General features: G+C 69.6%; 19 protein-coding genes. 9 read left to right on the forward strand and 10 right to left on the reverse strand.

The annotated features are described in order from the left end of the window. Positions 1–110: 110 nt before the first annotated feature. Positions 111–848, forward strand: coding sequence for an FKBP-type peptidyl-prolyl cis-trans isomerase (locus ACX9TP_RS25630; RefSeq protein WP_482973236.1), 738 nt, complete (start codon positions 111–113; stop codon positions 846–848). 45 nt (positions 849–893) lie between these two features. Here the strand turns inward: ACX9TP_RS25630 and ACX9TP_RS25635 are convergent, their stop codons facing one another. From ACX9TP_RS25635 to uvsE, 4 genes are all read right to left on the reverse strand, one after another. Next, positions 894–2,876 (reverse strand): hypothetical protein, encoded by a 1,983-nt coding sequence (locus tag ACX9TP_RS25635; protein ID WP_482973237.1) that lies wholly within the window; start codon positions 2,874–2,876, stop codon positions 894–896. 242 nt (positions 2,877–3,118) lie between these two features. Further along, positions 3,119–3,322: a cold-shock protein gene (locus ACX9TP_RS25640; protein ID WP_482973238.1), complete on the reverse strand. Its 204-nt coding sequence runs from the start codon at positions 3,320–3,322 to the stop codon at positions 3,119–3,121. A gap of 120 nt (positions 3,323–3,442) precedes the next feature. Continuing rightward, entirely contained in the window at positions 3,443–5,341 is a 1,899-nt protein-coding gene (locus ACX9TP_RS25645) for a M2 family metallopeptidase (RefSeq protein ID WP_482973239.1), read from the reverse strand. A gap of 56 nt (positions 5,342–5,397) precedes the next feature. Next, on the reverse strand, positions 5,398–6,354 hold the full coding sequence (uvsE, locus tag ACX9TP_RS25650; RefSeq protein WP_482973240.1) for a UV DNA damage repair endonuclease UvsE: 957 nt from the start codon (positions 6,352–6,354) through the stop codon (positions 5,398–5,400). A 112-nt stretch (positions 6,355–6,466) separates the two neighbouring features. On the opposite strand from uvsE, the gene ACX9TP_RS25655 reads away from it, so the two are divergent. The 4 genes from ACX9TP_RS25655 to ACX9TP_RS25670 all read left to right on the forward strand — a co-directional run bounded on the left by ACX9TP_RS25655 (position 6,467) and on the right by ACX9TP_RS25670 (position 10,873). Continuing rightward, complete coding sequence (locus tag ACX9TP_RS25655; RefSeq protein WP_482973241.1) at positions 6,467–7,567, forward strand: DHH family phosphoesterase; 1,101 nt, start codon at positions 6,467–6,469, stop codon at positions 7,565–7,567. Between the two features lie 20 nt (positions 7,568–7,587). Then, positions 7,588–8,154, forward strand: coding sequence for a DUF3105 domain-containing protein (locus ACX9TP_RS25660; RefSeq protein WP_482973242.1), 567 nt, complete (start codon positions 7,588–7,590; stop codon positions 8,152–8,154). Between the two features lie 95 nt (positions 8,155–8,249). After that, complete coding sequence (locus tag ACX9TP_RS25665; protein WP_482973243.1) at positions 8,250–8,666, forward strand: hypothetical protein; 417 nt, start codon at positions 8,250–8,252, stop codon at positions 8,664–8,666. Positions 8,667–8,926: 260 nt separating this feature from the next. After that, positions 8,927–10,873: a carbohydrate binding domain-containing protein gene (locus ACX9TP_RS25670; protein ID WP_482973244.1), complete on the forward strand. Its 1,947-nt coding sequence runs from the start codon at positions 8,927–8,929 to the stop codon at positions 10,871–10,873. 54 nt (positions 10,874–10,927) lie between these two features. Here the strand turns inward: ACX9TP_RS25670 and ACX9TP_RS25675 are convergent, their stop codons facing one another. Next, positions 10,928–11,884: a LysR family transcriptional regulator gene (locus tag ACX9TP_RS25675; protein ID WP_482973245.1), complete on the reverse strand. Its 957-nt coding sequence runs from the start codon at positions 11,882–11,884 to the stop codon at positions 10,928–10,930. Between the two features lie 114 nt (positions 11,885–11,998). Here ACX9TP_RS25675 and ACX9TP_RS25680 point away from each other — a divergent pair, with 114 nt between their 5' ends. From ACX9TP_RS25680 to ACX9TP_RS25690, 3 genes are all read left to right on the forward strand, one after another. Beyond that, positions 11,999–13,060, forward strand: coding sequence for an NAD(P)-dependent alcohol dehydrogenase (locus tag ACX9TP_RS25680; protein ID WP_482973246.1), 1,062 nt, complete (start codon positions 11,999–12,001; stop codon positions 13,058–13,060). Positions 13,061–13,286: 226 nt separating this feature from the next. Beyond that, positions 13,287–14,666, forward strand: a complete 1,380-nt coding sequence (locus tag ACX9TP_RS25685; protein ID WP_482973247.1) for a metallophosphoesterase — start codon at positions 13,287–13,289, stop codon at positions 14,664–14,666. Between the two features lie 413 nt (positions 14,667–15,079). Beyond that, complete coding sequence (locus ACX9TP_RS25690) at positions 15,080–16,189, forward strand: heparan-alpha-glucosaminide N-acetyltransferase domain-containing protein (RefSeq protein ID WP_482973248.1); 1,110 nt, start codon at positions 15,080–15,082, stop codon at positions 16,187–16,189. Positions 16,190–16,198: 9 nt separating this feature from the next. Here the strand turns inward: ACX9TP_RS25690 and ACX9TP_RS25695 are convergent, their stop codons facing one another. Continuing rightward, positions 16,199–16,687: a VOC family protein gene (locus tag ACX9TP_RS25695; protein WP_164002335.1), complete on the reverse strand. Its 489-nt coding sequence runs from the start codon at positions 16,685–16,687 to the stop codon at positions 16,199–16,201. Between the two features lie 148 nt (positions 16,688–16,835). Between ACX9TP_RS25695 and ACX9TP_RS25700 the strand changes: the two genes are divergently transcribed. Further along, positions 16,836–18,695 carry a vWA domain-containing protein gene (locus tag ACX9TP_RS25700; protein ID WP_482973249.1) on the forward strand — a complete coding sequence of 620 codons (1,860 nt, stop codon included), beginning with the start codon at positions 16,836–16,838 and terminating at the stop codon, positions 18,693–18,695. A 75-nt stretch (positions 18,696–18,770) separates the two neighbouring features. Here the strand turns inward: ACX9TP_RS25700 and ACX9TP_RS25705 are convergent, their stop codons facing one another. From ACX9TP_RS25705 to ACX9TP_RS25720, 4 genes are all read right to left on the reverse strand, one after another. Beyond that, a complete protein-coding gene (locus tag ACX9TP_RS25705) occupies positions 18,771–19,886 on the reverse strand; it encodes an alpha/beta hydrolase family protein (protein WP_482973250.1) in 1,116 nt (371 codons plus the stop codon). 115 nt (positions 19,887–20,001) lie between these two features. Then, positions 20,002–20,886, reverse strand: coding sequence for a ferredoxin reductase domain-containing protein (locus ACX9TP_RS25710; protein ID WP_482982223.1), 885 nt, complete (start codon positions 20,884–20,886; stop codon positions 20,002–20,004). 20 nt (positions 20,887–20,906) lie between these two features. After that, positions 20,907–21,125 carry a hypothetical protein gene (locus tag ACX9TP_RS25715; protein WP_482973251.1) on the reverse strand — a complete coding sequence of 73 codons (219 nt, stop codon included), beginning with the start codon at positions 21,123–21,125 and terminating at the stop codon, positions 20,907–20,909. Positions 21,126–21,205: 80 nt separating this feature from the next. After that, positions 21,206–22,825: a phytoene desaturase family protein gene (locus tag ACX9TP_RS25720; protein WP_482973252.1), complete on the reverse strand. Its 1,620-nt coding sequence runs from the start codon at positions 22,823–22,825 to the stop codon at positions 21,206–21,208. Positions 22,826–22,841: the final 16 nt, after the last annotated feature.

Below are 22,841 nucleotides of genomic sequence, written 5' to 3' on the forward strand. Positions count from 1 at the left end.
CTCTCAGCAGACCGGGCCGCAGAGCATGCGCCGTCTGTGCTTCCTCGCTGCATTCTTCGCGTTGTATTGCGTGCCCCTATAGTTCCCCGGTTCCCATGAAAGGCAAAAGCATGCGATCGATGTGGATGGCGTCCCTGGTGCTGGCGCTCGGCGCCCCCGTGGCCCACGCGCAGACCTCCAAGCCCGCGGCCAAGACGCCCCCGGCCACGCCGGCTCCGACCGCGGCTCCGGCTCCGGGCGCCGCGCCCGAGCTCCAGTCCGAGGACGCGAAGACCATCTATGCCCTCGGTGTCTCCGTGGGGAAGGACCTCTCCTTCTTCGCGCTGACGCCCGAGGAGGTGCAGATCCTCCAGCGCGGCATCGCCGACAGCGTCGCCGGCACCGCGGCCCCCGTGGACCCGAAGGAGTACGCGCCGAAGATTCAGGCGCTCGCGAAGACCCGGCAGGCGCAGGCCAGCGCCGCCATGCTGGTGCGCGCCGCGCGGGAGCCCGGGGCCGTGAAGCTCCCCTCCGGCGTCATCTACCGCGAGACGCAGGCCGGCACCGGCCGCAGCCCGCGTCCCACCGACACCGTGAAGGTCCACTACGAGGGCCGGCTGCTGGATGGCACCGTCTTCGACGGCTCGGCCAAGCGCGGCATCCCCGTGGAGTTCCCCCTCAACGGCGTCATCCCCTGCTGGACCCAGGGCGTCGCGAAGATGAAGGTGGGCGGCAAGGCGAAGCTCACCTGCCCCGGAGACACGGCCTACGGGGAGCGCCCGCCTTCGGGCTCGCGCATCCCGCCCAACGCCGTGCTCGTCTTCGACGTGGAGCTGGTGGACATCCCCGGCGACACCTCGAAGCAGTAGCGGCCACGCCGGGCTCCGGATTCGAACCGGAGCCCGGGCGTCCTCCTACTGCTTCAGCGCGGCCTCGGTGGCGTGCAGGAGCGCATCCGCGCTCACCGGCGCGCCCGTGGCGTGAATCATCCACTGGTCCGGCGTCACCGCGCCGTGCGTGGCCATCCGCTCGAACTCCGCGCCCAGCGCGCCCTTGCCGCGCAGGTGCTCCTCGATCTGGAACGCGATGAGGTGCCCCAGCGGATAGTCCGGCAGGTAGAGCGGGTAGCTGATCATGTGGCTGTAGATGCCCAGGAGCGCCGTGCCCTCCGCGCCCAGCACCGGCGCGTAGTAGCGGTTCCACACGTCGCGGGAGATGGCCACCACCGCGTCGCGCAGCTCCGCGGGCTTCGCGTCCGGGTGCGCGTACATCCAGTGCCACACGGCCATGTCCACCAGCGCCACGCCGGCAATCTCCCACGTCTGCCAGAAGTCATTCAGCACGCGCTCACGCTCGGCCGCGGCGTCCGGCTTCCCCAGGCCCAGCAGCTCCAAATCACGCGCCTGGAAGACGAAGGCGAGCGCCTCCGTGAAGGCGCTGTTGGGCACGCCCGTGAGCAGCGTGTGGTCCACCGAGTAGAGGCTGAACACCTGCTCCACGTTGTGCCCGAGCTCGTGCACCGCGATGTTGTAGCCCTTGTAGTTCATGCCCCCCTTCTCCACGCGGGTGCGCAGGCGCGGGAAGTCGCCCCGCCGCAGCGCCTGCTGCGCATGGCCCGCCCCGCGCGACGCGTCCACCTGGATGCGCGCCGCCAGCCAGGCCGCCTTCTCCCGCGTGAAGCCCAGTCCCTGGAGGATGCGCGGCATGTCCCTAGCGAAAGCCGCCGCCGTGGGGTAGCGCTTGCGCGTCAGCGCATCCAGCTCCGACTCCGGCCGCTTCCCGCCCGGCTTGAAGCCCGGGTACCACAAATCCTGGGGGCCCAGCTTCCGTCCCAGCCGCGCCTCGATTTCCTTCGCCACGCGCGGCACCACCGGTGACTCCAGCACCTGCGTGAGCAGCGCCTTCACGCGCTCCTCCGGAATCTCGCGCATCAGCTCGAAGCTGCGCGCAATCCGCGTGGGCGCCACCGGCGAGTACGGGTCCGCCTTGCGCCCCGCCTGGAATATCCCCAGCAGGTGCGCATAGCGCGTGTTCGGCTCCGGGGCCGTGTCCGGCTTCGCCTCGCGCGCGGGCGCGTCCTCCTCCACCGTCTGCGGCGGCGCCACCGTCACCGCGTTGGTGACGGGGTCCCAGTCCAGCCTCGGGTTGTCGATGACGGCCGCGGGAATCGTCTGCGTGACGATGCGCTCCATCACCTGGAGGATCATCCGCTGCTTCACCAGCGCGTTCGGGTCCGCGTAGTCGCCCTTCAGCTCGTCGCGCAGGTTCCAGTGACTGATGAGCCGCAGCCCCTTCGGGAAGGGCCGGTTCCCCTGCGCATCCACCAGGTGGTGCATCCAGATGTTGTACTCGGCGATGTAGAGGCCGGCCGCGGCGATGGCTCGCGACGACTCCTTCTCGATTTCCGCCGGCACCCGCCGGTTGAAGCGCGACGCCAGCCTCGACTCCGCCCACTGCCGCCGCGTCCACTTCGAGCCCTGCTCCACGCGCTCGGCCAGCGTGGTGAGCGGGAAGTTGAGCAGCACCACGAAGCCCACCTTCGAGCGGAACAGGTCCGAGGTGACGTTGGCGGACGGGTCATACGAGGCCAGCAGCGGCTCCACCGGCAGCAGCGGCCCCAGGTCCAGGTCCGAGTACCACTGCAGCTCGCGGCCCAATTCGTTCATGTGGCCGTCGAGCTGCTCGAACAGGCGCTCCAGCCGCGCGAAGGTGGCGTCCAGCGTCTTCGCGTCGGACAGGAACTGCTCGCGGATGAAGGCCGCCGCGTCCCCGTCCTCCTCGCGCCACAGCGCCAGCACCTGGTCCACGCCGCGCTCGATGCGCGCGCGCTGCGCCTCGCCGTGCTTGGCGAGCAACTCCGCCTTCAGCGCGGCGGCGGCGAACGAGGGCGGCTTCATCGCGGGCTCCTGGGATGACGCGGCGGGAGTCGCCGGAGGTGGCGGCTGCACGGCGGGAGCATCCGGCACGGGCCGCGGGGTGGAACAGCCGAGCATGGCCAGCAGGGGCAGCAGGCGGGCGCGAGAGGCCCGGGGCTTCAGGGGAGAGGACACGTTGGGAAGCTCCAGAAACACGAAGGGCCCGACCCTCGGCGGGCCGGACCCCCATGATGCATCAGGAAGTCGTTCGAACGACGCTTGGCTCAGGCCGCGCGAACGTTCTGCGCCTGCAGGCCCTTGGGGCCGCGGCCGACCTCGAACTCCACCTTCTGCCCCTCCTGGAGGGTGCGGAAGCCATCCATGTTGATGGCGGTGTGGTGGCAGAACACGTCCTCACCACCGCCGTCCTGGGTGATGAAGCCGAAACCCTTCGCATCGTTGAACCACTTCACGGTACCGGTAGCCATTCGCTCTCTTCTCTTCTTTCGTCACGGACGCGGGTATCCGTCGTCCGGTCCTGCGGAGTGAACCCGTCAGGACCCGCGCAATCTAAGCGCGGGCCCCGGGCGAGTCCACCCGGCAACGGGCTACCAGCCGCACTTCTGGCCCTTGTTCTGCGTCTGGAGCCAGGTGCGCAGCGGGCTGAAGTAGTCCAGCAGCGCGGTGGCATCCATCTGCCGCGTGCCCGTCATGGCCTGGAGCGCGTCCGGCCACGGCTTGCTGGCGCCCAGCTCCAGCATGGCCTGGAGCCGCTTGCCGGCCTCCTTGTTCCCGTAGACGGAGCACTCGTGCAGCGGGCCCTTGTAGCCGGCCGCCTCGCACATCGACTTGTGGAACTGGAACTGGAGGATGCGCGCGAGGAAGTAGCGCGTGTACGGGACGTTGGCGGGCACGTGGTACTTCGCGCCCGGGTCGAAGTCCTCCTCGGTGCGCGCCACCGGCGCGGCCACGCCCTGGTACTTCTCACGCAGCGCCCACCAGGACTTGTTGTAGTCCGCCGGCTGGATGCGGCCGGAGAACACCTCCCAGCGCCACTGGTCCACGAGCAGGCCGAACGGCAGGAAGGCCACCTTCTCCAGCGCGTCCTTGAGCTGGAGGTTGATGAGGTTCTTGTCGTTCTTCGGCACCGACTTCAGCAGGCCGACCTGCTGGAGGTACGCGGGGGTGATGCTCAGCGTGAGCGCGTCGCCAATGGCCTCGTGGAAGCCGTCGTTGGCGCCGGCCTGATAGAGCACCGGGAGCTTGTAGTAGTACGTGTAGTAGTAGTTGTGGCCCAGCTCGTGGTGGATGGTGATGAGGTCCTGCTCGGTGGGCTTGATGCACATCTTGATGCGCAGGTCGTTCTCGTACGTCACGTCCCACGCGCTGGCGTGGCAGACGACCTCGCGGTCTCGCGGCTTGGTGAACTGCGAGCGCTCGAAGAAGGTCTGCGGCAGCTCCTTGAGGCCCATGGAGGTGAAGAACTTCTCACCCAGCTTCACCATGCGCATCGGGTCATAGCCCTGCTTCTTCAGCTCGGCGTCCACGTCCAGGCTGGCCTGGCCGGGGAAGGGCTCCACCAGCGGGTAGATGTTGTTCCACTCCTGCGCCCACATGTTGCCGAGCAGGTGCGCGGGAATGGCCTTGCCGGCGGGCACCTTGCCCTCGCCGTACTGCTTCGCGAGGCGGCCGCGCACGTAGCAGTGCAGCTCGTCGTAGAGGGGCTTCACCTGGCCCCACAGACGCTGGGCCTCCTTCTCGAACTCGGCGGGCGGCATGTCGTACGACGAGCGCCAGAGCGTGCCCAGGTCGTTGAAGCCGATGTCCTTCGCGCCCTCGTTGGAGATGGACACCAGGCGCTCGTACAGCGGGCGCATGGGGCGGGAGATGCCGTGCCAGCCCTGCCACGCGTCCAGCAGCTCGTCGTAGTTGCGGCTCTCGGCGATGACCTCGGACAGCACCTCCAGGTCGCGGCACGTCCCCTTGCCGTCCTTGCCGCAGTACTTGCCCTTGCCGTACATGCCCTCGAGCTTCGCGGCGATGGCGGCCAGCTCCGCGCGCTTCTCCGCGTCCGACGGCGCGGGCAGGGCCTGGGACACCCTGAGCAGGTGCAGCATGCGCGCGGAGTCCGCGTCCATCTGCACGCCCTCGAAGCGGCGCGCGCCCTTGATGGCGCCGTTGACGTACGCCAGCACCTCTTCGTTGATGGTGGCGGCGTTCCGCTCGGTGTCGTCGGTGATGTACGTGTTCTTGATCCACTCGGCGGTGGCCTGCTTCGTCCACAGGCGCTTCAGGTCCGCGTTGACCTTCTCGGCGAACTGCTTTGCCTCGTCGGGCGTGGCCTGGGACGTGGCGGCCGGCTGTGCGGTGGCGGCCTGGGGCGCGGACTCGCCGGTGGCCGGGCTCTCACGCGTCACTTGCGAGTCCTGGGCACAGCCCAGGAAGGCGGGCAGCGCCACGGCGAGGGCCGTGCGCAGCAGGGGGTGCAGGGAGGTTTTCCGGGTCATGGGGGCGGACCGTAGAAGAACCGCCGCCCGATGACACCCCGAAAAGTGGTGCGACGTCAGGGAGCCGTCGCGCCCTGCCCTCGCGCCGGCTGGCGCTTCACGCCGAGCTGACGCAGCGCGAAAAGGGCGCGGTCCTTCTCCTTCGCCTCCAGCATGAAGTCCGCGGGGCCCACCAGCGCGGACACCATGGCGCGGAAGTCCGCCGGGTCCACGAAGTCCGAGTGCGCCCCGGGCCGCCCGTCCGGCTTCTGGCTGGCGAGGTGGAACTTGGGGCGCAGGTCCAACGCCGTCCACGTGGCGGCGGCCTCGCGCACCAGGTCCTTCAAGGGCAGCTCCGGCGCGGACGGCAGCACCGCGTTGTGCAGGTTGTCACCCACCATGGGGATGCCGTGCTCGCGCGCCAGCGGCAGCACCTCGCGCGCGCTCCACACTTTGTCGTCGTGCTCCACGGTGATGCGGTTGCGCAGGTCCTCCGGCATCTCGTCCAGGAAGCGGTGCGCGGCGACCAGCGCCTCTTCTCGCGAGGGTGCGGCGCCACCGACATGCAGCACCACGCGCGACTCGGGCCCCGCCTCCAGCAGGTCCAGCACGCGGGCGCCGTAGCGCAGCTCCGCGAGCGCGGCCTCGCGCACGTGCGGGTGGCGGGAGGACAGCGATGCGCCCGCGGGGGACGGGTGCAGGGAAAGCCGCTGGTTCGAGCGCCGGGCGATGCGAGCCAGGTGGTCGAACGTCTTCGCGAAGGTCTTCCACCACGGAAGCGTGTTCACCTTGTGCGAGGCGAAGGGCACCAGCGACGAGCCGATGCGGAACACCTCGATGCCGCGCGCCTCGTTGAAGAGGAGGATCTGCTCCAGCTCCTCCAGGTTCTGCGCGGTGAGCGCCTCCAGTCGCTGCGGGGTGGCACCGGCGAGGCGGCACGTGTGGCTGGCGCCCACGCCGAGCGTCAGGCAGTTGGCCACATAGCCAAGTCGATACGTCGTGGGGCCTTCCATGGTGCTCTTGAGATTCGGCATGGCCGTGGCCGTCTCACAGGAGGCCGACATCGCGCGAGGGCCCGGCCGGGCAGCGTGCGAGCACTCCGGCTCCACCCTCCCCCCCGCCCACGCCGCGTTACAGCTTCCCTCCATGCTGCTGGGACACACGCATGACCCGCTCTGGCCCGCCCCCCAGGAGGAGGTGGAGGACGCCCGCCTCTTCCTGCGCGAACAGGCGGGGCGGCGCGTGCTGGTGGCGCCGCACACGGACGTGGATGGCCTCACCTCCGGCGTGCTGGCACTGCGCGCGCTGGAGGCGGTAGGCGCCCGCCCGCTGGCACGCGTGCCCGGCAAGGGAGAGCACGCCCACTCGCCCGCCTTCCAGGAGCGGCTACGCACGGGCGCGTACGACGCGCTGGTGGTGCTCGACATGGGCAGCCGCGGGGCGACCATCGTTCCCGAGATGCCCACGCTCGTGGTGGACCACCACGTGTCCGACGCCTTCCCGCCTGGAGCGCACGTGCTGAGCGCGCACGGACATGAGCCCGTCGCCAACAGCAGCCTGCTGACGTACGTGCTGGTGTCTCCGCTGGTGGTGCCCGGGCCCCTGGAGTGGCTGGCGGTGCTGGGCACGGTGGCGGACCTGGGGGCGACGGCGCCGATGCCGCATCTCAAGGACGCGCTCAAGCGCGCGGGGCGCAAGGCGGTGATGGAGTCGGTGGCGCTGCTGAACGCGGCCCGGCGCTCGTCGCGGTTCGCCGCCCCGCTGGCGCTGGAGGTGCTGCTGCGCGCCGGGAGCGCGGCGGACATCGCCGAGGGGCGCGTGCCCGGCGTGGACGTGCTGCACGACTGCCGGCTGGAGGTACAGCGCGAGGTGGCCCGGTGCGCGAAGACGCCGCCGCGCTTCGCGGGCAACGTGGCGCTGCTGCTGTTCAGCTCGGAGGCGCAGGTGCACCCGCTGGTGGCCGTGCGATGGGCGCAGCGGCTGCCCGAGCACATCGTCATCGCCGCCAACGCGGGCTACCTGCCGGGCCGGGTCAACTTCGCCATGCGCAGCCGTGCGCCCGTGGACCTGATTGCCTTCCTGAAGGGGCTGAATCTGCCCCCCATGGGCGAGGAGTTCGCCCACGGCCACGCGCGCGCCACGGGCGGCAGCCTGCCGCAGGAGGACTTCATCCGCTTCGCCGACGCGGCGGGCTTCCGCGGGCTGCGCACGTTCGATGTGGAACGCCGGGGCGCCTTCCCCGGCTGATGCGGTATGACGGAGGCGTGATGCTCCGTCCGCGCCTCCTCGTCCCCGCCCTCGCCGCCCTCCTCTCCCTCTCCGCCTGCGACTCCACGGAGCCCGAGCCGGAGCCGACGTCCCCGGGCTGCGAGCAGTTCGACTTCCCCCTGTCCGCGCAGACCGCGGCGAACCACGTCGCCTCGTGCAGCAGCAGCGCGTGCGGCTCCGGGGACCTCCCGGCGGAGAACCCGCCGCGCTCCGGCTTCCACTGCGGCAGCGTGGCGCGCTGTGGCGTCTACACGGAGCCCATCTCCCGCTGCCTCTACCTCCACAACCTGGAGCACGGGCACGCCGTGTTCCTCTACAACTGTCCGGAGGGCTGCCCGGACGAGGTGGCGAAGCTCGAGGCCGCGGCGGCCTCGGTGGCGACGGGCTCCAACGGCGTCCGCCGCGCGCTGGTGGCTCAGGACCCGCTGCTGCCGAACCGCGTGGCCGCGATGCTGTGGCGTCGTGCGTACGTGACGGACACCGCGGACCCGGAAGCCCTGCGGTGCCTGCTGAAGCACCAGGACGTCGACGCCCCCGAGCCGGGTCTCGCCTGCCCCGGCATCTGAGCCGGCCTTCGTCACTTCCTGGCGCTGTTCGAATTCATTGATCGGAGGGAGTGGACGCCCGACACTCGAGGGCTCACCCTCGATTCGGAATTCCCATGTCCCGTCACATCCCCCTGCTCGCGCTGCTCGTGTTGTGCCTCGGTGTCTCGTCCTGCCTGGAGGAGGAGGACGTCTGCGCGCAGCTGTCCACCTGCGCCGGCTGCGCGAGCGAGTACATCTCCAGCTCCTGCAAGTGGTGCCCCTCCGACAGCACCTGCTCCGCCTACGGCGAAGAGAGCATCTGCTCCTACTCGGAGCTGTCCGACGACGTCTCCGAGTGCGGCGGCACGTCGGGGGCCTGCGACAGCCCCTACTCGGGGCCGACGGCGGACCCGCAGTCCTCCGTCTTCTGCCAGGCCGCCTACAACTACGGCTGCCAGGGCCGCACGCAGGAGCGGGACGACAACTGTCGTATCTACGCGCAGCTGAGGGCAGACAGCCCGGGCATCCCGGCCTGCCCCTACTGCCGCTGAGCCGCACCAGGACCGGGGCCCCGACGGTCCACGACCTTGGGGGCCCCATTGGACCTGGAAGCGCGAGCGTGGGTGCGCGGCGCTCCTTGCGGTCGCTTGCCAGTGAACGTCCTCGCGGGCGAGTGAATGTCCGCCCGCCCTGCTTCGTCACGAGCAGGTGTTCGGACGCGGGCTCATGGGGGAGGCGGGGCGGTTGGAATGTCGGCACCTGCCCCAGCGGGCGGCGTGCGATGCACCCGCCGTTTGTAATGCAGGGTGCCATGAGAACGAACTTCCGACGCGCCCTCACGGCGCTGCTGACCCTCGTTGCCGTCGCCTCCGCTCCGGCGCTCGCGCAATCCACAACGGGCGTGAAGGGGCCCGTTCCCACGGGTCTCCCCAACCGGCTGCTCATCGGCCTCTTCGAGGAGGCCGGGCAGAACTGGATGCGCGACAGCGGCGTGCCCTGGGACGTGCGCTACCGGTACTTCACCAAGGGCTGGGTGGATAACTGGGGCTGGGGCTCGTACGACGGCGCCTGGGGCGCGACGTTCATGCAGGAGTCGTTCACCCAGGGCTACATCGCGGCCCCCGTCTTCTATCAGCTCTTCTCCGAGCCCGGCGGGGGTGAGGGCGAGTCGCTCGCCAAGGTGCAGAACGCCGCCACCATGCGCAGCTACTTCAGCGACGTGAAGCTGCTGATGCAGCGCGCGAAGGAGCACGGCAAGCCCGTGCTCGTGCTCGTCGAGCCGGATGCGTTCGGCCTGCTCCAGTTCCAGACGAACTCGAATCCCAACGCGTACGCCGCGGTGGCGGCCACCGGCCTGCCCGAGCTGGCGAGCCTCCCCAACACCGTCGCGGGCTGGGGCCAGGCGTTCCTCCAGATGCGCAAGGCGGTGGGCGCGAACAACGTCATCCTCGGCATCCACGTGTCCGCGTGGGCCAGCGGCAAGGACATCTCCTGCTGCTCGGTGACGGACCCGCTCCAGCCCGAGGTGGACAAGGTCGTCAACTTCCTCAAGCCGATGGGCCTGGCGGCCAACACCACCGGCGCCACCTATGACGTGCTCGTCGGAGACCCGCTCGACCGCGACGCGGACTTCTACAAGCTGACGCGCGGGCAGGATGTCTGGTGGGACGCGAGCGACCTCGCCTCCATCTCCTCGCGCTCCTTCAACCGCTACGCGGAGTGGCTGCGGTTGTTCAACGCGTCCACCGGCAAGCGCTGGGTGCTGTGGCAGATTCCGCTCGGCAACTCCAACCACCGCAACATCAACAACGACGGCTCGGCGCGCGCGGGCTACCGCGACAACCGGACGGAGTACTTCTTCGGGACGCTGGGGGATCTGCACCGGAGGAAGTTCGCCAACTCGGGTGTCATCGCCCTGCTCTTCGGCGCGGGCGCGGGCGGACAGAGCTCGTACCAGAACGACCAGGCCACGAACGGGACGCTGTACATCCGCGGCCGCGCCGGCAGCTTCCTGACGGCCGGTGGCCTGACGCTTCCCGGCGTGGGCACCACCCTGCCCCTGCCGGGCAGCGGAACGGATGGTGGCACTCCGGGCGGAACGGACGCCGGCACCGGGGGGACCGACGCGGGCACTCCTGACGGCGGAACCGGTGGCACGGACGCCGGCACTCGCGACGGTGGCACCGGCGGCGGCACGGATGCGGGCACCCGGGACGGTGGCACGGGCAGTACCGACGCGGGCACCCGAGGGGACGCCGGCACCGGCGGCACGGACGCGGGCACGGGGGGCACCGACGCGGGCACCGGGGGCGGCACGACGCGCGGCTACGGCTTCGAGTCCGGCACGGAGCAGTGGGCCGCTTCGGGGGGCCAGCTCAAGCCGGTGAGCTCCACCACGACGCGCGCCTATTCGGGAACGCGCTCGCTCGCGGTGCCCTTCAGTGGCACGTCCGGCACCGGCGTGGCGGTGGTCACCAATGCGTCCGTCCCTCGCGGCTCCATCGTCACGTTCCGCGTGTGGATTCCCTCGGGCAGCCGCATCACCGCCATCCAGCCCTTCGCGCTGGAAGGAGCGGCGGGCGGCTGGCGCTACACCGGGAAGTGGACCGGCATCGCCAGCCTGACGACCAATGCCTGGAACACCGTGACGCTGACGCTGCCGTCCGCGAGCACCACGCCGCTGTTCCAGCTGGGCGTGGAGTTCACCACCAGCGGGAGCTGGACCGGCACGGCGTACCTCGACGGCATCTCCTGGTAGTCCCGCCGAGGGGCCGCACACCCCTCCCTCCTCACGCGAGGGAGGGGCCTTGCCTCACCGCTTTCGCGACGGCCGCGGGCTCGCGCCAGGGGCGTGTCGCTCCGCGGCCAGCCGCTGGGCCGCGTCCTCCCGTGCCCCATCCACGAAGGCCCTGAGCGCGGGTGACACCTGGGCCCGGCTGGGGAAGTACAGGAAGAGGCCCGACACATGGGCCGCGTAGGGCTCGAGGACCACACGCAGGGCGCCTCGCCGCAGCTCGGCCTCCAGGAGCGGCTCGAACATGTAGGCGAGTCCCATGCCCGCCTCGGCCATGTCGAGCATCAGCTCCAGGTTGTTGGTGGCAATCGGCCCGCGCACCGGGATGCGCCAGCTCTGCTTCCCGCGCTCCAGCTCCCACTGATAGTGCCCTCCCGTCGTCTCCGAGCGGATGCAGATGCAGTCGTGCGTCAGCAGGTCCTTCGGCGTCTCCGGAGTCCCCTTCCGTTCCAGGTACGCGGGGGATGCGACCACGACGAACCGGGACGCTCCGTACAGCCGGACCTGGACCATGTCCCGCTCGATGGACTCGTCCAGGCGGATGCCCGCATCGAGCCCCTCCGCCACGATGTCCACGAAGCGGTTCTGGACGTTGACCTCCACGTCCATCTTCGGGTGACGCGCCAGCAACCGGGGCAACAGGGGCTTGAGGATGAACGGCACCGCGATGGACGGCACCGAGAGCCGCACCCTGCCCGTGACTTCTCCCGGCCGGGCCGAGGCCGTCTTCAGCGCCTCGAGCGCCTGGTCCACCCCTGGCCCCGCGTTCTCCAGCAGCCGGCGCCCCGCGTCCGTCAGCGCCACGCTACGAGAGGTCCGGGTAAGCAGGGCGACGCCCAGGCGCTCCTCCAGCTGGCGAACGGACTGGCTCAGCGCCGACGCGGAGACTCCGAGCTCCACCGCGGCGGCGGTGAAGCTGCGCCGGCGAGCGACCTCGAGGAACGCATTCAGGGCATTCAGGGGCGTATAGGCCATCGTGAAGAATTCCTAAACGACCCATGCGAATCCTGCCAGTTTCGGATGGCCTTCGCGGCGCGCATATCACATAGCCGTCAACGAACCCGTTCCCACCACCCCGAGGAAGTCCCCATGCTGAAGACCCATGCCTATGCCGCCGCCGCCGCTGGACAGCCGCTGGCGCCGTACTCGTTCGAGCAGCGAGACCCCGGTCCCGATGACGTGCTCATCGACATCCTCTACTGCGGCGTCTGCCACTCCGACATCCACCAGGCCCGCGACGAGTGGGGCGGCTCCATCTTCCCCATGGTGCCCGGCCACGAAATCGTCGGCCGCGTCCGCCAGGTCGGCGCCAACGTCAAGAAGCTCAAGGTGGGCGACATGGCGGGCGTCGGCTGCCTGGTGGACTCGTGCCGCGACTGCCAGCCCTGCCGCGAGGACCTGGAGCAGTTCTGCGAGAAGGGCCCCGCCGTCACCTACAACGGCACGCTGATGGACCGGAAGACGCCGACCCAAGGTGGCTACGCGACGCAGCTTGTCGTAGCCGAGCGCTTCACCCTGAAGGTCCCCGAGGGCCTGGACCCCGCCGCCGCCGCGCCGCTGCTGTGCGCCGGCATCACCACCTACTCACCCCTGCGTCAGTGGAACTGCAAGAAGGGTGACCGCGTGGGCGTCGTCGGCCTGGGGGGGCTCGGCCACATGGCCGTGAAGCTCGCCGCGTCCATGGGCGCCGTGGTGACGGTGCTCAGCACGTCGCGCTCGAAGGAGGCCGACGCCCGCCGGCTCGGCGCGCAGGGCTTCGAGGTGACGAAGGAGGAAGGCACCTTCAAGAAGCTCAAGGGCCACTTCGACCTCATCATCGACACCATCTCCGCCCCGCACGACTACAACCAGTACCTGTCCATGCTGCGCCCCAAGGGAGCCATGGTGCTCGTCGGTGTCCCGCCCGAGCCGGCCCCCGTCGCCGCGTTCGCCCTCATCGGCGGCAACAAGAAGCTGGCCGGCTCCATGATTGGCGGCATCGCCGAGACGCAGGAGATGCTGGACTACTGCGCCCAGCACCAGATCGTCTCCGACATCGAGATCATCCCCATCCAGAAGATCAACGAGGCCTACGAGCGCATGCTCAAGAGCGACGTGCGCTACCGCTTCGTCATCGACCTCGCGTCCCTCAAGAGCGCCGCCGCGCGCTGAGCCTCGCGTCCGACAGCGAACAGTTTCGCGGGTGGGTCTTTCATGACCACATCCTCGATGGTATCCGACTCAAGGAATACCGCCTTAACCGGCGAAATCGGCTAGAGCCGCCAGGACACCGGCGGTTCGGGTCGACCCATCCTTGTGAGGAGACACCTTGAGGCACCTGAGCATCATCGCAACCGTGGCCCTGGCTGGCTGGCTCTCCGCGTGTGGCGGCGCCCCCGTGGAGACGCCCGAAGTCTCGTCAGTCGGGTCGGCGCTGGACTGCGCCGCGCTGAGCGCCCCCGTGTACCACCGCATCCGTCCGAGCACGGGTGACAGCCTCTACACGCTCAACGCCAACGAGGCGGCCAACGCCGCGACGACGTACGGCTACACCGACGACCGCGGGGTGGCCTTCCGGGCCGCCTCGGCCACGGGCACCGGCCTGTCGCCCGTGTACCGCATCTACAGCCCCAGCCGGGGCGAGCACTTCTGGACCATCGACGCGGCCGAGAAGGCGGACCTCGTCAGCACGGGCGGCTTCACCACCGACGAGGGCATCGGCTTCTACGCGTCGAAGACGGCGGACCCGTGCCTCGTGCCGGTGTACCGCTACTCCCACACGACGCTGCGCAAGCACCGCTTCGCCATCACCGCCGCCGAGCGCAGCAGCCTCGGCGCCGCCGGCTGGGTGGACGAGGGCATCAAGCTCTACGTCGCGCCCTCCTCCCCCCAGCCCGTCGACACGAGTTTCACCTTCGTCGTCATCCCGGACACGCAGAACGAGGTGGTGAGCAGTTCCACGCTCATCGACCACCGCATGCAGTGGCTCGTCGACAACCGGGCCGCGCTCGACCTGCGCTTCGTGACGCAGACGGGCGACATGATGAACTGGGACACGCCCGACCACATCCAGTACGTGCGCGCCAGCAACGCGCTCCAGAAGCTGGACGCCGCCGGGATTCCGTACGCGCTCGCCATTGGCAACCATGACACGGCGGCCACCTGCCCCGGCGGCAGCGCCTGCCCTGGCAACGTGAATGCCAACCTCCGCAACACCACCACGTTCAACAGCTACTTCCCGGTGACGCGTTTCAGGGCGCTCGCGGGCGTGTACGAGCCGGGCAAGTGCGACAACGCGTATCACACGTTCACCGCGGGAGGCCTGAACTGGCTCGTGCTCAACCTGGAGCTGTGGGCACGCACGGGCGCGGTCGACTGGGCCAGAACCGTCCTGGCGCAGCATCCCCGCCACAACGTCATCGTCATCACCCACTCACACCAGACGAGCAGCGGCGGCATCGAGCAGGGCAACGGCGGCTACGGTAACAACAGCCCCCAGTACGTGTTCGACAACGCACTCAAGCAGTACCCCAACGTGCGGTTCATCTTCTCCGGACACGTGGGTACCTCTGCCTACAGCGAAATCACTGGCGTCCAGGGAAACAAGATTTATCAGATTCTCACGACCTACCACGACTCCTCGACGAACCCGACACGGCTCATCGAGGTGGACACGGCCGCCAATACATTCTCGACGCGTGTGTACTCACCGTATACAAACGCGGAAAAACAGGATGGCTCGAAGTTCACAATTAACAATGTTTCCTGGGTTCGCTGACCGACATCGCCCTGCGGGGCATGGCGGAATCATGGCAGAACCATGACAGACGCAGCGTCTACCCTTCACATAGCGTCGATTCGAGCGCTACGCGGAGGGAGCACGCATGCTGGAGTCACAACGGAGACGAGCGGAGTTCCTGGGGCACCGGTGGCACAGCTGTCTTCCGGCACGCAAGCCCGTCCTCCACCGCCAACCGAAGCGCTCCCCTGGCGAATCCGGCCAGGGGACTCCCCGGCAGCGGACGGAGCAGCAATTGAAGCGCTTCCAGAAGCGGCTCCTGGGGCAGCTCCGGTGCGCACGAAGGCGCTCGCGTCGGGCAGCCCGCTCCCCGAGGTATCAACGCTCGAGGCTGTGAGAACGCCCGAGAAGAGGTCGGGCTCGTTGGACGTCACCTTGTCGGGCGGTGCACCTTGAAGTCGAATGACGCCCGCCCCGTCCCCGTCTCCCAGGACCGCGTGCGCGCCATCGACTGGCTGCGCGGCATCGCGGTGCTGTTCATGATCCAGACCCACGCGCTCGCCCTGCTCACGCCGGAGCTGCGCAAGACGCTCTGGGTGGGCCGCCTGCTCAAGGTGGACGGGCTGGTGGCGCCCGCGTTCATCTTCTCCGCGGGCTTCGCGACGGCGCTGCTGATGGTGCGCAGCGCGGCCGGGGGCGTCCTGCGTGAGCGTGTGGGCCGCAACCTCCGGCGCACCGGCGAGGTGCTCGCCGTGGCCACGCTGGTCAACTGGGCGTGGTTCCCGCTGCTGAAGGAGCCGGTGTGGCTCTTCCGCATGGACATCCTCCAGTGCGTGGGCGTGTGCCTGCTCATCGTGCTGCCGGTGGCCGCGCTGCTGGCCTCGCGACCGCGCGTGCTGGGCGCGGTGGCCTTCGTGCTGGCCATGGCCACGTTCGCCGTGGCGCCGCTCGGAGAGCTGGTGCAGGGGCCCTGGGCCACGCTGACGAACAAGTCCAGCTTCGCGCCCTTCCCGCTGCTGCCCTGGCTGGGCTTCGCGTGGCTCGGCGCCTTCGCGGGGACGATGGCGGGGGCCTGGGGCCGCGCGGGGCTCGCGAAGGCGCTGGTGGGGCTGGCCGTGCTGGGCTTCGCGGGGATGATGGCCGGAGACTTCCTCTACAGCCTGTACCCGCCGCACCGGTTCTTCGTGTCGAACCCGTCGAACTCGGCGGTGCGCTTCGCGTGGGTGAGCACCGTGCTGCTCGTGCTGATGTGGCTGGAGGCCCGGGTTCCCGCGGGCAGCCAGCCGTCACGGCTGCGGCGCTTCGTCGAGGTGTTCGGCACCTCGTCGCTGTCCGCGTACTTCTTCCACGAGATGCTGCTGTTCTACCGGACCTTCGGCGTCTTCTCGTTCCAGCGCTTCTGGGGAGACAAGAGCGACTGGCCGCAATTCTGGCTGCTGCTCGCCGCGCTCATCCTCCTGACGTTCCTGCTCTGCGTCGTGACGGACCGCGTGGAGCGCGTGGTGCGGCCCGCGCTCCGCGGGCTGGGGGACCGTGTGGCCCGGCGGGCCCCCTCGTCCTGAAGGACAGGCTCAGTGCCCGCCAGCGGACAGCTGGTCGAACGCGGCGATGACCTCGGGGGGCGCCTGCACCAACTCGATCAGCACGCCCTCGCCGCTGAAGGGGAACTGGTCATTGCCCTTGGGGTGCACGAAGCAGATGTCGAAGCCGGCGGCGCCCTTGCGGATTCCACCCGGGGCGAAGCGCAGCCCCTGCCCCTCCAGCCACTTCACCGCCCCGGGCAGGTCGTCCACCCACAGGCCCACGTGGTTCAGCGGTGTCTCGTGGACCCGGGGCTTGCCCTCGGGGTTGATGGGCTGCATCAGGTCCACCTCCACCTTGAAGGGACCGGCGCCCGCGACGACGATGTCCTCGTCCACGTTCTCCCGCTCGCTGCGGTAGGTGCCGTGGGGCGTCAACCCCAACAGGTCCACCCAGAGCTTGCGCAGCGGGCCCTTGTCGGCCCCACCGATGGCGATCTGCTGGACTCCGAGGATGCGAAATGGCCTGGCGGTCTGCATGGGCCGGCACCCTGCCAAACGCCACGGGGCCAGACAAGGACGGCGCTCCGTCCCGGGCCCCGGGTCGGGGAAAAATTCACGGGAATAAACCCATTCCCCAGGTCACGCGTTTCGAGCCGGCGACCTACTTGTCGTCCTTGGAGACCGCATGACGCCGACCTCGCTGAAGCGCCGCCTGTCCGTGTGGGGAAGTGCCTTTCTCGTCACCTGCACGCTGCCCGGCTGCATGAGGAGCCAGGCGCCCCAGGCCAGCGCCGAGGTGGACACCGCCTACCGTCCCTCCGCGCAGGTCCAGGCCACGCCGGACCGCCAGGTGGCCCAGACGGAGTCGGCCGCCAGGCGCGAGGACGATGCCGATGAAGGCGAATTCGACACCGCCAAGACGCTGGCCCCGAAGGAGAAGGCCCGGACCGCGTCCGCGCCCGCGCCCGCGGGGGTGATGGCGTCCGGTGCCGTCGCGGGCGGAACGCTCGGTCCGGCGGGCGTGGCCCTGGCCGAGCCCATGACCGGGGCCCCGCCCCCGCCCTCTACGTCGCTGGCGCTCCGCGAGGCCCCCGCGAAGAAGATGCCCTCCCAGCCGTTCGCGGACCGGAAGGCCCTGAAGGACGGCATGGACGCGGCGGACACCGCCTCCGCCCAGTCCGGCAACAGCTTCGAGGCGTGGAAGCCCAACCTCTTCATCGACACCGTGAAGGACCCGCTGTCCACCTTCGCGGCGGACGTGGACACCGCGTCGTACACCGTGGCGCGCCGCTACCTCGTCCAGGGCTCCCTGCCCCCCTCCTCCGCCGTGCGCGTGGAGGAGTTCGTCAACTACTTCAAGTACCGCTACGCCCCGCCGGAGACGGGCGCCTTCACCGTCCACCTGGAGGGCGCGCCCTCGCCGTTCGACGCCAAGCGCCACTTCGTGCGCGTGGGCGTGCAGGGCAAGGTCCTCTCGCGCTCGCAGCGCAAGACCGCGCACCTGGTCTTCCTCGTGGACACCAGCGGCTCGATGAACTCGCAGGACCGGCTGCCGCTCGCGAAGGAAGCCATCAAGATCGCCGTCAAGAACCTCAACGAGAATGACACGGTGGCCATCGTCACCTACGCGGGCTCCACGCGGGACGTGCTGCCGCCCACGCCGGCCACGGACGTGAAGCGCATCCACAACGCGCTCGACTCGCTCCAGTCCGGCGGTGGCACCGCCATGGGCTCGGGCATGGAGATGGCCTACAAGCACGCGGTGAAGAAGGCCTCCGGCAACGTGGTGTCCCGCGTCGTCGTCCTCACCGACGGTGACACCAACATCGGCCCCAACCTGGGCGCGCAGTCCATGCTGGAGAGCATCCACAAGTACGTGGCCGAGGGCGTCACCCTCACCACCGTGGGCTTCGGCATGGGCAACTACCGTGACGACCTGATGGAGAAGCTCGCGGACAAGGGCAACGGCAACTGCTTCTACGTGGACAGCTACAAGGAGGCGAAGAAGGTCTTCGAGACGCAGCTCACCGGCACGCTCGAGGTCATCGCCAAGGACGTGAAGCTCCAGGTGGAGTTCAACCCGGTGGCCGTGCGCCGCTACCGCCTGCTGGGCTACGAGAACCGCGACGTGGCGGACAACGACTTCCGCAACGACAAGGTGGACGCGGGCGAGATTGGCGCCGGCCACAACGTCACCGCCGTGTACGAGGTGGAGCTGACCGGTGACGCGAAGGAGGCCCTGGCCACCGTGCGCGTGCGCGCCAAGGCGCCCAACGGCACCGAGGCCTCCGAGCAGGCCTTCCCCTTCCAGCGCGCCCTGCTGCGCCCGTCGCTGGAGGCCGCGTCGCCGGACTTCCGCTTCGCCGTGGCCGTGGCGTCCGCCGCGGACATCCTCCGCGGCAACCCGGCCGCCGAGAGCTGGAGCCTCGCCACCGCGCAGAAGCTCGCCGAGGGCGCCGCCGCCGGTGACGCCGAGCGGAACGAGTTCGTCCGGCTGGTGACGCAGGCCCGCGCGCTCATGGGCGCGTCCGCCCGGGGGAACTGACGCGCGGGGTGGGACGCAGCCGCTGGAACGCGGCTGCGCTCCCCCGTGACACACTCGCTCCCGGCGTCTCCCGGGCTATGCAATGGCATCCGCCATCCACTGCCCCATGCCCGTGCGCGCGAGCTCTTCGAGCGGGCTGGAGATGAGCTGCTTGTCACCCCGGGCCCATTCGAGGAGCCGGTGGCAGGCCACGAGCGGTGAAGCGGTGTCTCTCGCATCCTGGACAGCGAGCAGGGGCGCCATCAGCCGCGGAAGTCCTCTCAGGTTGAGCGACTCCCGGGCCAGCCGGGCCATGGCGGAGGGGCTGCACTGGCAGAAGGCGTATTGGAACTCCTGGCGCACCAGCTCGGGCAGGCGCGGGTAGTGGTCATGGTCGTACCCGCCGCAGATGCTGACGCAGGCCCGGAGCTGCTCGGGGTGGAGCGCCGCGGCCCGGGCCGCCAGGTAGCCGCCAAGCCCGAGGCCGCAGATGCCGAGCCGCTGCGCATCCACCTGGGGAACCGCGCTCACCCGGGCCAGCACCTGGCCGATGACGTGCTCGAACGGAACGGTCATGGCGTGGAGCCCCGCCACCTCCCCCTGGCCGGGCCCGTCGAACAGGAGCACCGAGAGCCCCCGGTCGAGGAACTGGAGCGCCAGGGCGTACAGCTCGACCTCCTTGGCCGAGCCGACGTCATTCACCAGGAGGACGCAGGGGCGGCGCTTCCCGGTGCCCGCTGACAGCAGGTACGCGGGCAGGACGCTGTCTCCATGGGGGATGCCCAGCGACTGGACGGTGTGCGGGAGGACCTGACTGGCGGCCAGGAAGAGCCGGCTCACGCGCCGGCGGCTCATGAACTTCGCCTCGGGATTGTCGAAGAAGGGCACCTCCGCGAAGTGGTGGCTGGCGGCGGCCTTCAGCAGCAGCTGCCGTTGCGAGGGGAAATCGCCCAACGCCCCCAGGGTGCGGGCCCATCTCTCGTACTCGAGGCCGAGGTCGCGCCAGCGCGTGTGCCACGCGTCCTGCTCCTCCAGGAAGCGCTCTTCCCGCAGGCTCTCCAGACAGGGGGAGATGTCGTCCCAGCTCAGGCCTCCCAGCCGCATCCGGGAGATGAGCCGCGTGCCGTGTTCATCCAGGGACGCGGGCATCCGCACACCCCGCGCGTTCGGAGTGGCCGTGTCCAGGTCGTGTGCGGTCTGCGTCACCGGCATCAGGGTTCTCCGCTGTCTTGCCTGGCACCCGCCAGGAGGTTGCTGGTTCGAGTCGTCCACAGAGAAGGTGTGCCGCCGGCGGACCTGTGACTGCCGCGCTCGCCCGGCCTCCGCCCTACCCGTACGACTCCCGCTTGATGCGCTTGTCCTCGACGCCGATGGCTCGGAGGTGACCGAGCACCGTCTCCATGAAGCGCGGAGTGGCCGGCGTGCCCGTCTCCAGGGCCTTGCGCCGCTCCCAGGGGGTGATGGCCGGGCCGCACACGTAGACGAGACACGTGGCCTTGTCCGGGATGAGCTCCTCCAGCAGGGCCTCGCTGACGCGGCCCTGGCGCACGCGGGGGCCGAAGCGCGACGCCTCCGTCTCACGGGTGAGGGTGTGCACCACGCGCAGCTTGTCCGGGTACGCGCGCTCGAGCGCCTCGAAGGCGTCGCGGTAGAGGATGTCGCTCCAGGCCTTGTTGGAGCAGAGGACGGTGTGGCGTGGCCCGAGGCCCCGGTGCAGGGCGTCCTTGATGATGGAGAAGTTGGGCACCGTGCCGGAGCCGGCGACGACATGGACGAGGTGGTCCGTGTGCGCCTCCACGTCATCCGGCAGGACGTAGGGCCCCATGAAGCCGAGCACGCGGAAGCGCGCGCCCGTGCGGACGCCATGGACGAGATGGGGCGAGAGCAGGGGCGGATAGGGAGTGGCGCCGGGAACGTAGTCCTCGCTCTTCACGGTGATGGACACGAGCGGCTCATGCGGTGCGGAGGCCAGCGAATACGAGCGCGCGGGCTCCTTGCGCCCCTTGTGCGCCTGGAGGAACGCGGCGAACCGCCCGAGCAGGTGGAACTGGTGCGGGTCGACGTTGAGGAACTGGCCCGCGCGGTACTCGGGCCGCTCGGAGCCGAAGTCCAGGGACAGGGTCGCCGTGTCGGGCGTCTCCATGCGCACGTCGGTCACCGACACTTCGTACTCCCGGGGGCGGTTCCGGGGGCTCGCCACGGCTGCGTTCATCATCATGGGCTCCTCCTCACTCAGCGGTGCGCGGAGACGGAAGTCTCGTCGGAGGTGTGAGAGTCATTGGTGGCGGCCACGGCGGCTTCTGTCACCACCCTCTTGTCCCGCATGGAGCTGGAGACGAGCTCGATCAGCTCGGAGACGACGCTGATGATTTGCGTCGAGCTGTAGCCATGCTCACTGAGTTGTCGGAAGAAGCTGCGCGCACAGATTCTGGGGCCTCTGACATCGGTCATGATGACTCTCGATTCCTTTCGGATTCATGAGAGTCAGAGAGGCAGTCGAGATATTTGTGATTGCATTCCGAGGGGCTCGTTCATCGCTCGGAATCGCCGGTGCCCGTCTTCCGTGCACGCTGCCGCCTCGGCCATCCACCCCACTGCATCATGACGGCGGGCTTGCGCTCCAGTTGCGCCAGCGCGAGCCGTGCGGTCTCGGCGCCCGAGTACATGGCCGCGCTCATCCCTCCACCGAACGTCGTCCACGCCCCCGTGAGGAACAGGTTCTCGATGCACGAGTGCAGCGAGGGACGCCCCCCGTACGACTGCTCCATGGACTGCTCGAACCCGTAGATGGCACCGCCCGGGTTGAGGCTGTAGCGCGCGTTCGTCAGCGGCGTGCCAACCTCCTGGTAGACGATGCTCTCACGCAGCCCGGGCAACAGCCGCTCGGCGCGCGAGAGCAGGACTTCGGCGGCCTCGTCCTTCAGCCTCCGGTACTCCGGAAGCTGCTGGTAGCCGTCCCGTGTCCCGCCCGTGCCCCAGTGGTTCTGGTAGTCCGCGGGAGCCAGGGCGAACAGGTTGAACACGCTGCATCCCGGCGGCGCGGGGCTGTCCACCCCCGAGTAGTGGGTCATCGACAGCTGCGCACGGCCCCAGTCCCCCCGCAGCGCCGCCTCGTAGTCCGCCTCGGGGTCGTACCCCTCGCTCAGGAACAACTCGTGGTGCGCGTTCCACCCCAGCTCCCGCACGTCCCGCTTCAGGCCGAGGTAGACGACGAGGCTGGAGAGGGAGTTCGTCATCCGGCCCAGCCTGTCCACGACACTCGACGGCAGGTGCTCGGCGCCCACCAGCTTCAGCAGCGTCATGGGCGCGCTGCTGTTCGAGACCACCACGTCCGCCGTCGCTCTCAGCCCCGAGCGCGTCTCCACGCCCACCGCGCGCCCGTCCTGAACCAGGATGCGCTCGACGGTCTGCCGGTAGCGCACCTGGCCGCCGTGCTCCTTGAAGATGGCCTCGAGGGCGCGGGAGAGCGCCATCGCCCCGCCGACCGGATAGAACGCGCCGTACAGGTGGTAGGACACCCACGGGAGGATGAAGGTCGCCGCGTTGAGCCGCGAGGGCGGCTGACCGTAGTAGCCCCACAGGGTGCCGAGCACGGCCAGCAGCTCCTCGGACTGGATGTACTCGCGCGCGAAGTCCCCCCAGCTCCGCCGCATCGCCGACAAGGCCTCCGGGAAGCGCACCGGCAGCAGCTCCCGTGGCACGCGCTCCTCCCGCACATCCAGGAGGAGCCGCCGGGTCTGGAAGGCCACCCGGAGCATGGCATCGAACAGGGCACGGATGCCGCCGGCCTCGGCCGGGAAGTGGCGCACCAGCTCGCTCTCGTAGGCGTGGAGGTCCGCGTGGGCGAGGACTTCCCGGCCCGGAAAGCGAGCGACGTAGAAGGGCTCCAGCCGCCGCAGCGTGAGGCGCTCGAGCACGCCCGTCTGCCGCATGGCCTCGTAGGACCAGCCACCGGGCGCGGCCCCATCGAGCGCGTGGAGCGCGACGTCGAAGCGGTACTTGCCCCGGCGGAACTCGTGGGCATACCCCCCCGGTACCGTGTGGTGCTCGAGCAACAGCACCCGCTTGTGTGCCTTCGCCAGCATCACCGCGGCGACGAGGCCCCCCAGGCCCGCGCCAACCACGATTGCGTCATGATGCTCTTCCGTCATGGTGATTCTCCCGACG

This window comes from Pyxidicoccus sp. M15 (assembly GCF_056858435.1).

Coding starts and splice junctions, on each gene's coding strand:
- ACX9TP_RS25700 (WP_482973249.1), top strand. CDS start 16,836: ATGACGCCGACCTCGCTGAAGCGCCGCCTGTCCGTGTGGGGAAGTGCC.
- ACX9TP_RS25635 (WP_482973237.1), bottom strand. CDS start 2,876: ATGAAGCCGCCCTCGTTCGCCGCCGCCGCGCTGAAGGCGGAGTTGCTC.
- ACX9TP_RS25665 (WP_482973243.1), top strand. CDS start 8,250: ATGTCCCGTCACATCCCCCTGCTCGCGCTGCTCGTGTTGTGCCTCGGT.
- ACX9TP_RS25705 (WP_482973250.1), bottom strand. CDS start 19,886: ATGCCGGTGACGCAGACCGCACACGACCTGGACACGGCCACTCCGAAC.
- ACX9TP_RS25655 (WP_482973241.1), top strand. CDS start 6,467: ATGCTGCTGGGACACACGCATGACCCGCTCTGGCCCGCCCCCCAGGAG.
- ACX9TP_RS25680 (WP_482973246.1), top strand. CDS start 11,999: ATGCTGAAGACCCATGCCTATGCCGCCGCCGCCGCTGGACAGCCGCTG.
- ACX9TP_RS25645 (WP_482973239.1), bottom strand. CDS start 5,341: ATGACCCGGAAAACCTCCCTGCACCCCCTGCTGCGCACGGCCCTCGCC.
- ACX9TP_RS25720 (WP_482973252.1), bottom strand. CDS start 22,825: ATGACGGAAGAGCATCATGACGCAATCGTGGTTGGCGCGGGCCTGGGG.
- ACX9TP_RS25640 (WP_482973238.1), bottom strand. CDS start 3,322: ATGGCTACCGGTACCGTGAAGTGGTTCAACGATGCGAAGGGTTTCGGC.
- ACX9TP_RS25695 (WP_164002335.1), bottom strand. CDS start 16,687: ATGCAGACCGCCAGGCCATTTCGCATCCTCGGAGTCCAGCAGATCGCC.
- ACX9TP_RS25670 (WP_482973244.1), top strand. CDS start 8,927: ATGAGAACGAACTTCCGACGCGCCCTCACGGCGCTGCTGACCCTCGTT.
- ACX9TP_RS25715 (WP_482973251.1), bottom strand. CDS start 21,125: ATGACCGATGTCAGAGGCCCCAGAATCTGTGCGCGCAGCTTCTTCCGA.
- uvsE (WP_482973240.1), bottom strand. CDS start 6,354: ATGCCGAATCTCAAGAGCACCATGGAAGGCCCCACGACGTATCGACTT.
- ACX9TP_RS25660 (WP_482973242.1), top strand. CDS start 7,588: ATGCTCCGTCCGCGCCTCCTCGTCCCCGCCCTCGCCGCCCTCCTCTCC.
- ACX9TP_RS25710 (WP_482982223.1), bottom strand. CDS start 20,886: ATGAACGCAGCCGTGGCGAGCCCCCGGAACCGCCCCCGGGAGTACGAA.
- ACX9TP_RS25630 (WP_482973236.1), top strand. CDS start 111: ATGCGATCGATGTGGATGGCGTCCCTGGTGCTGGCGCTCGGCGCCCCC.
- ACX9TP_RS25675 (WP_482973245.1), bottom strand. CDS start 11,884: ATGGCCTATACGCCCCTGAATGCCCTGAATGCGTTCCTCGAGGTCGCT.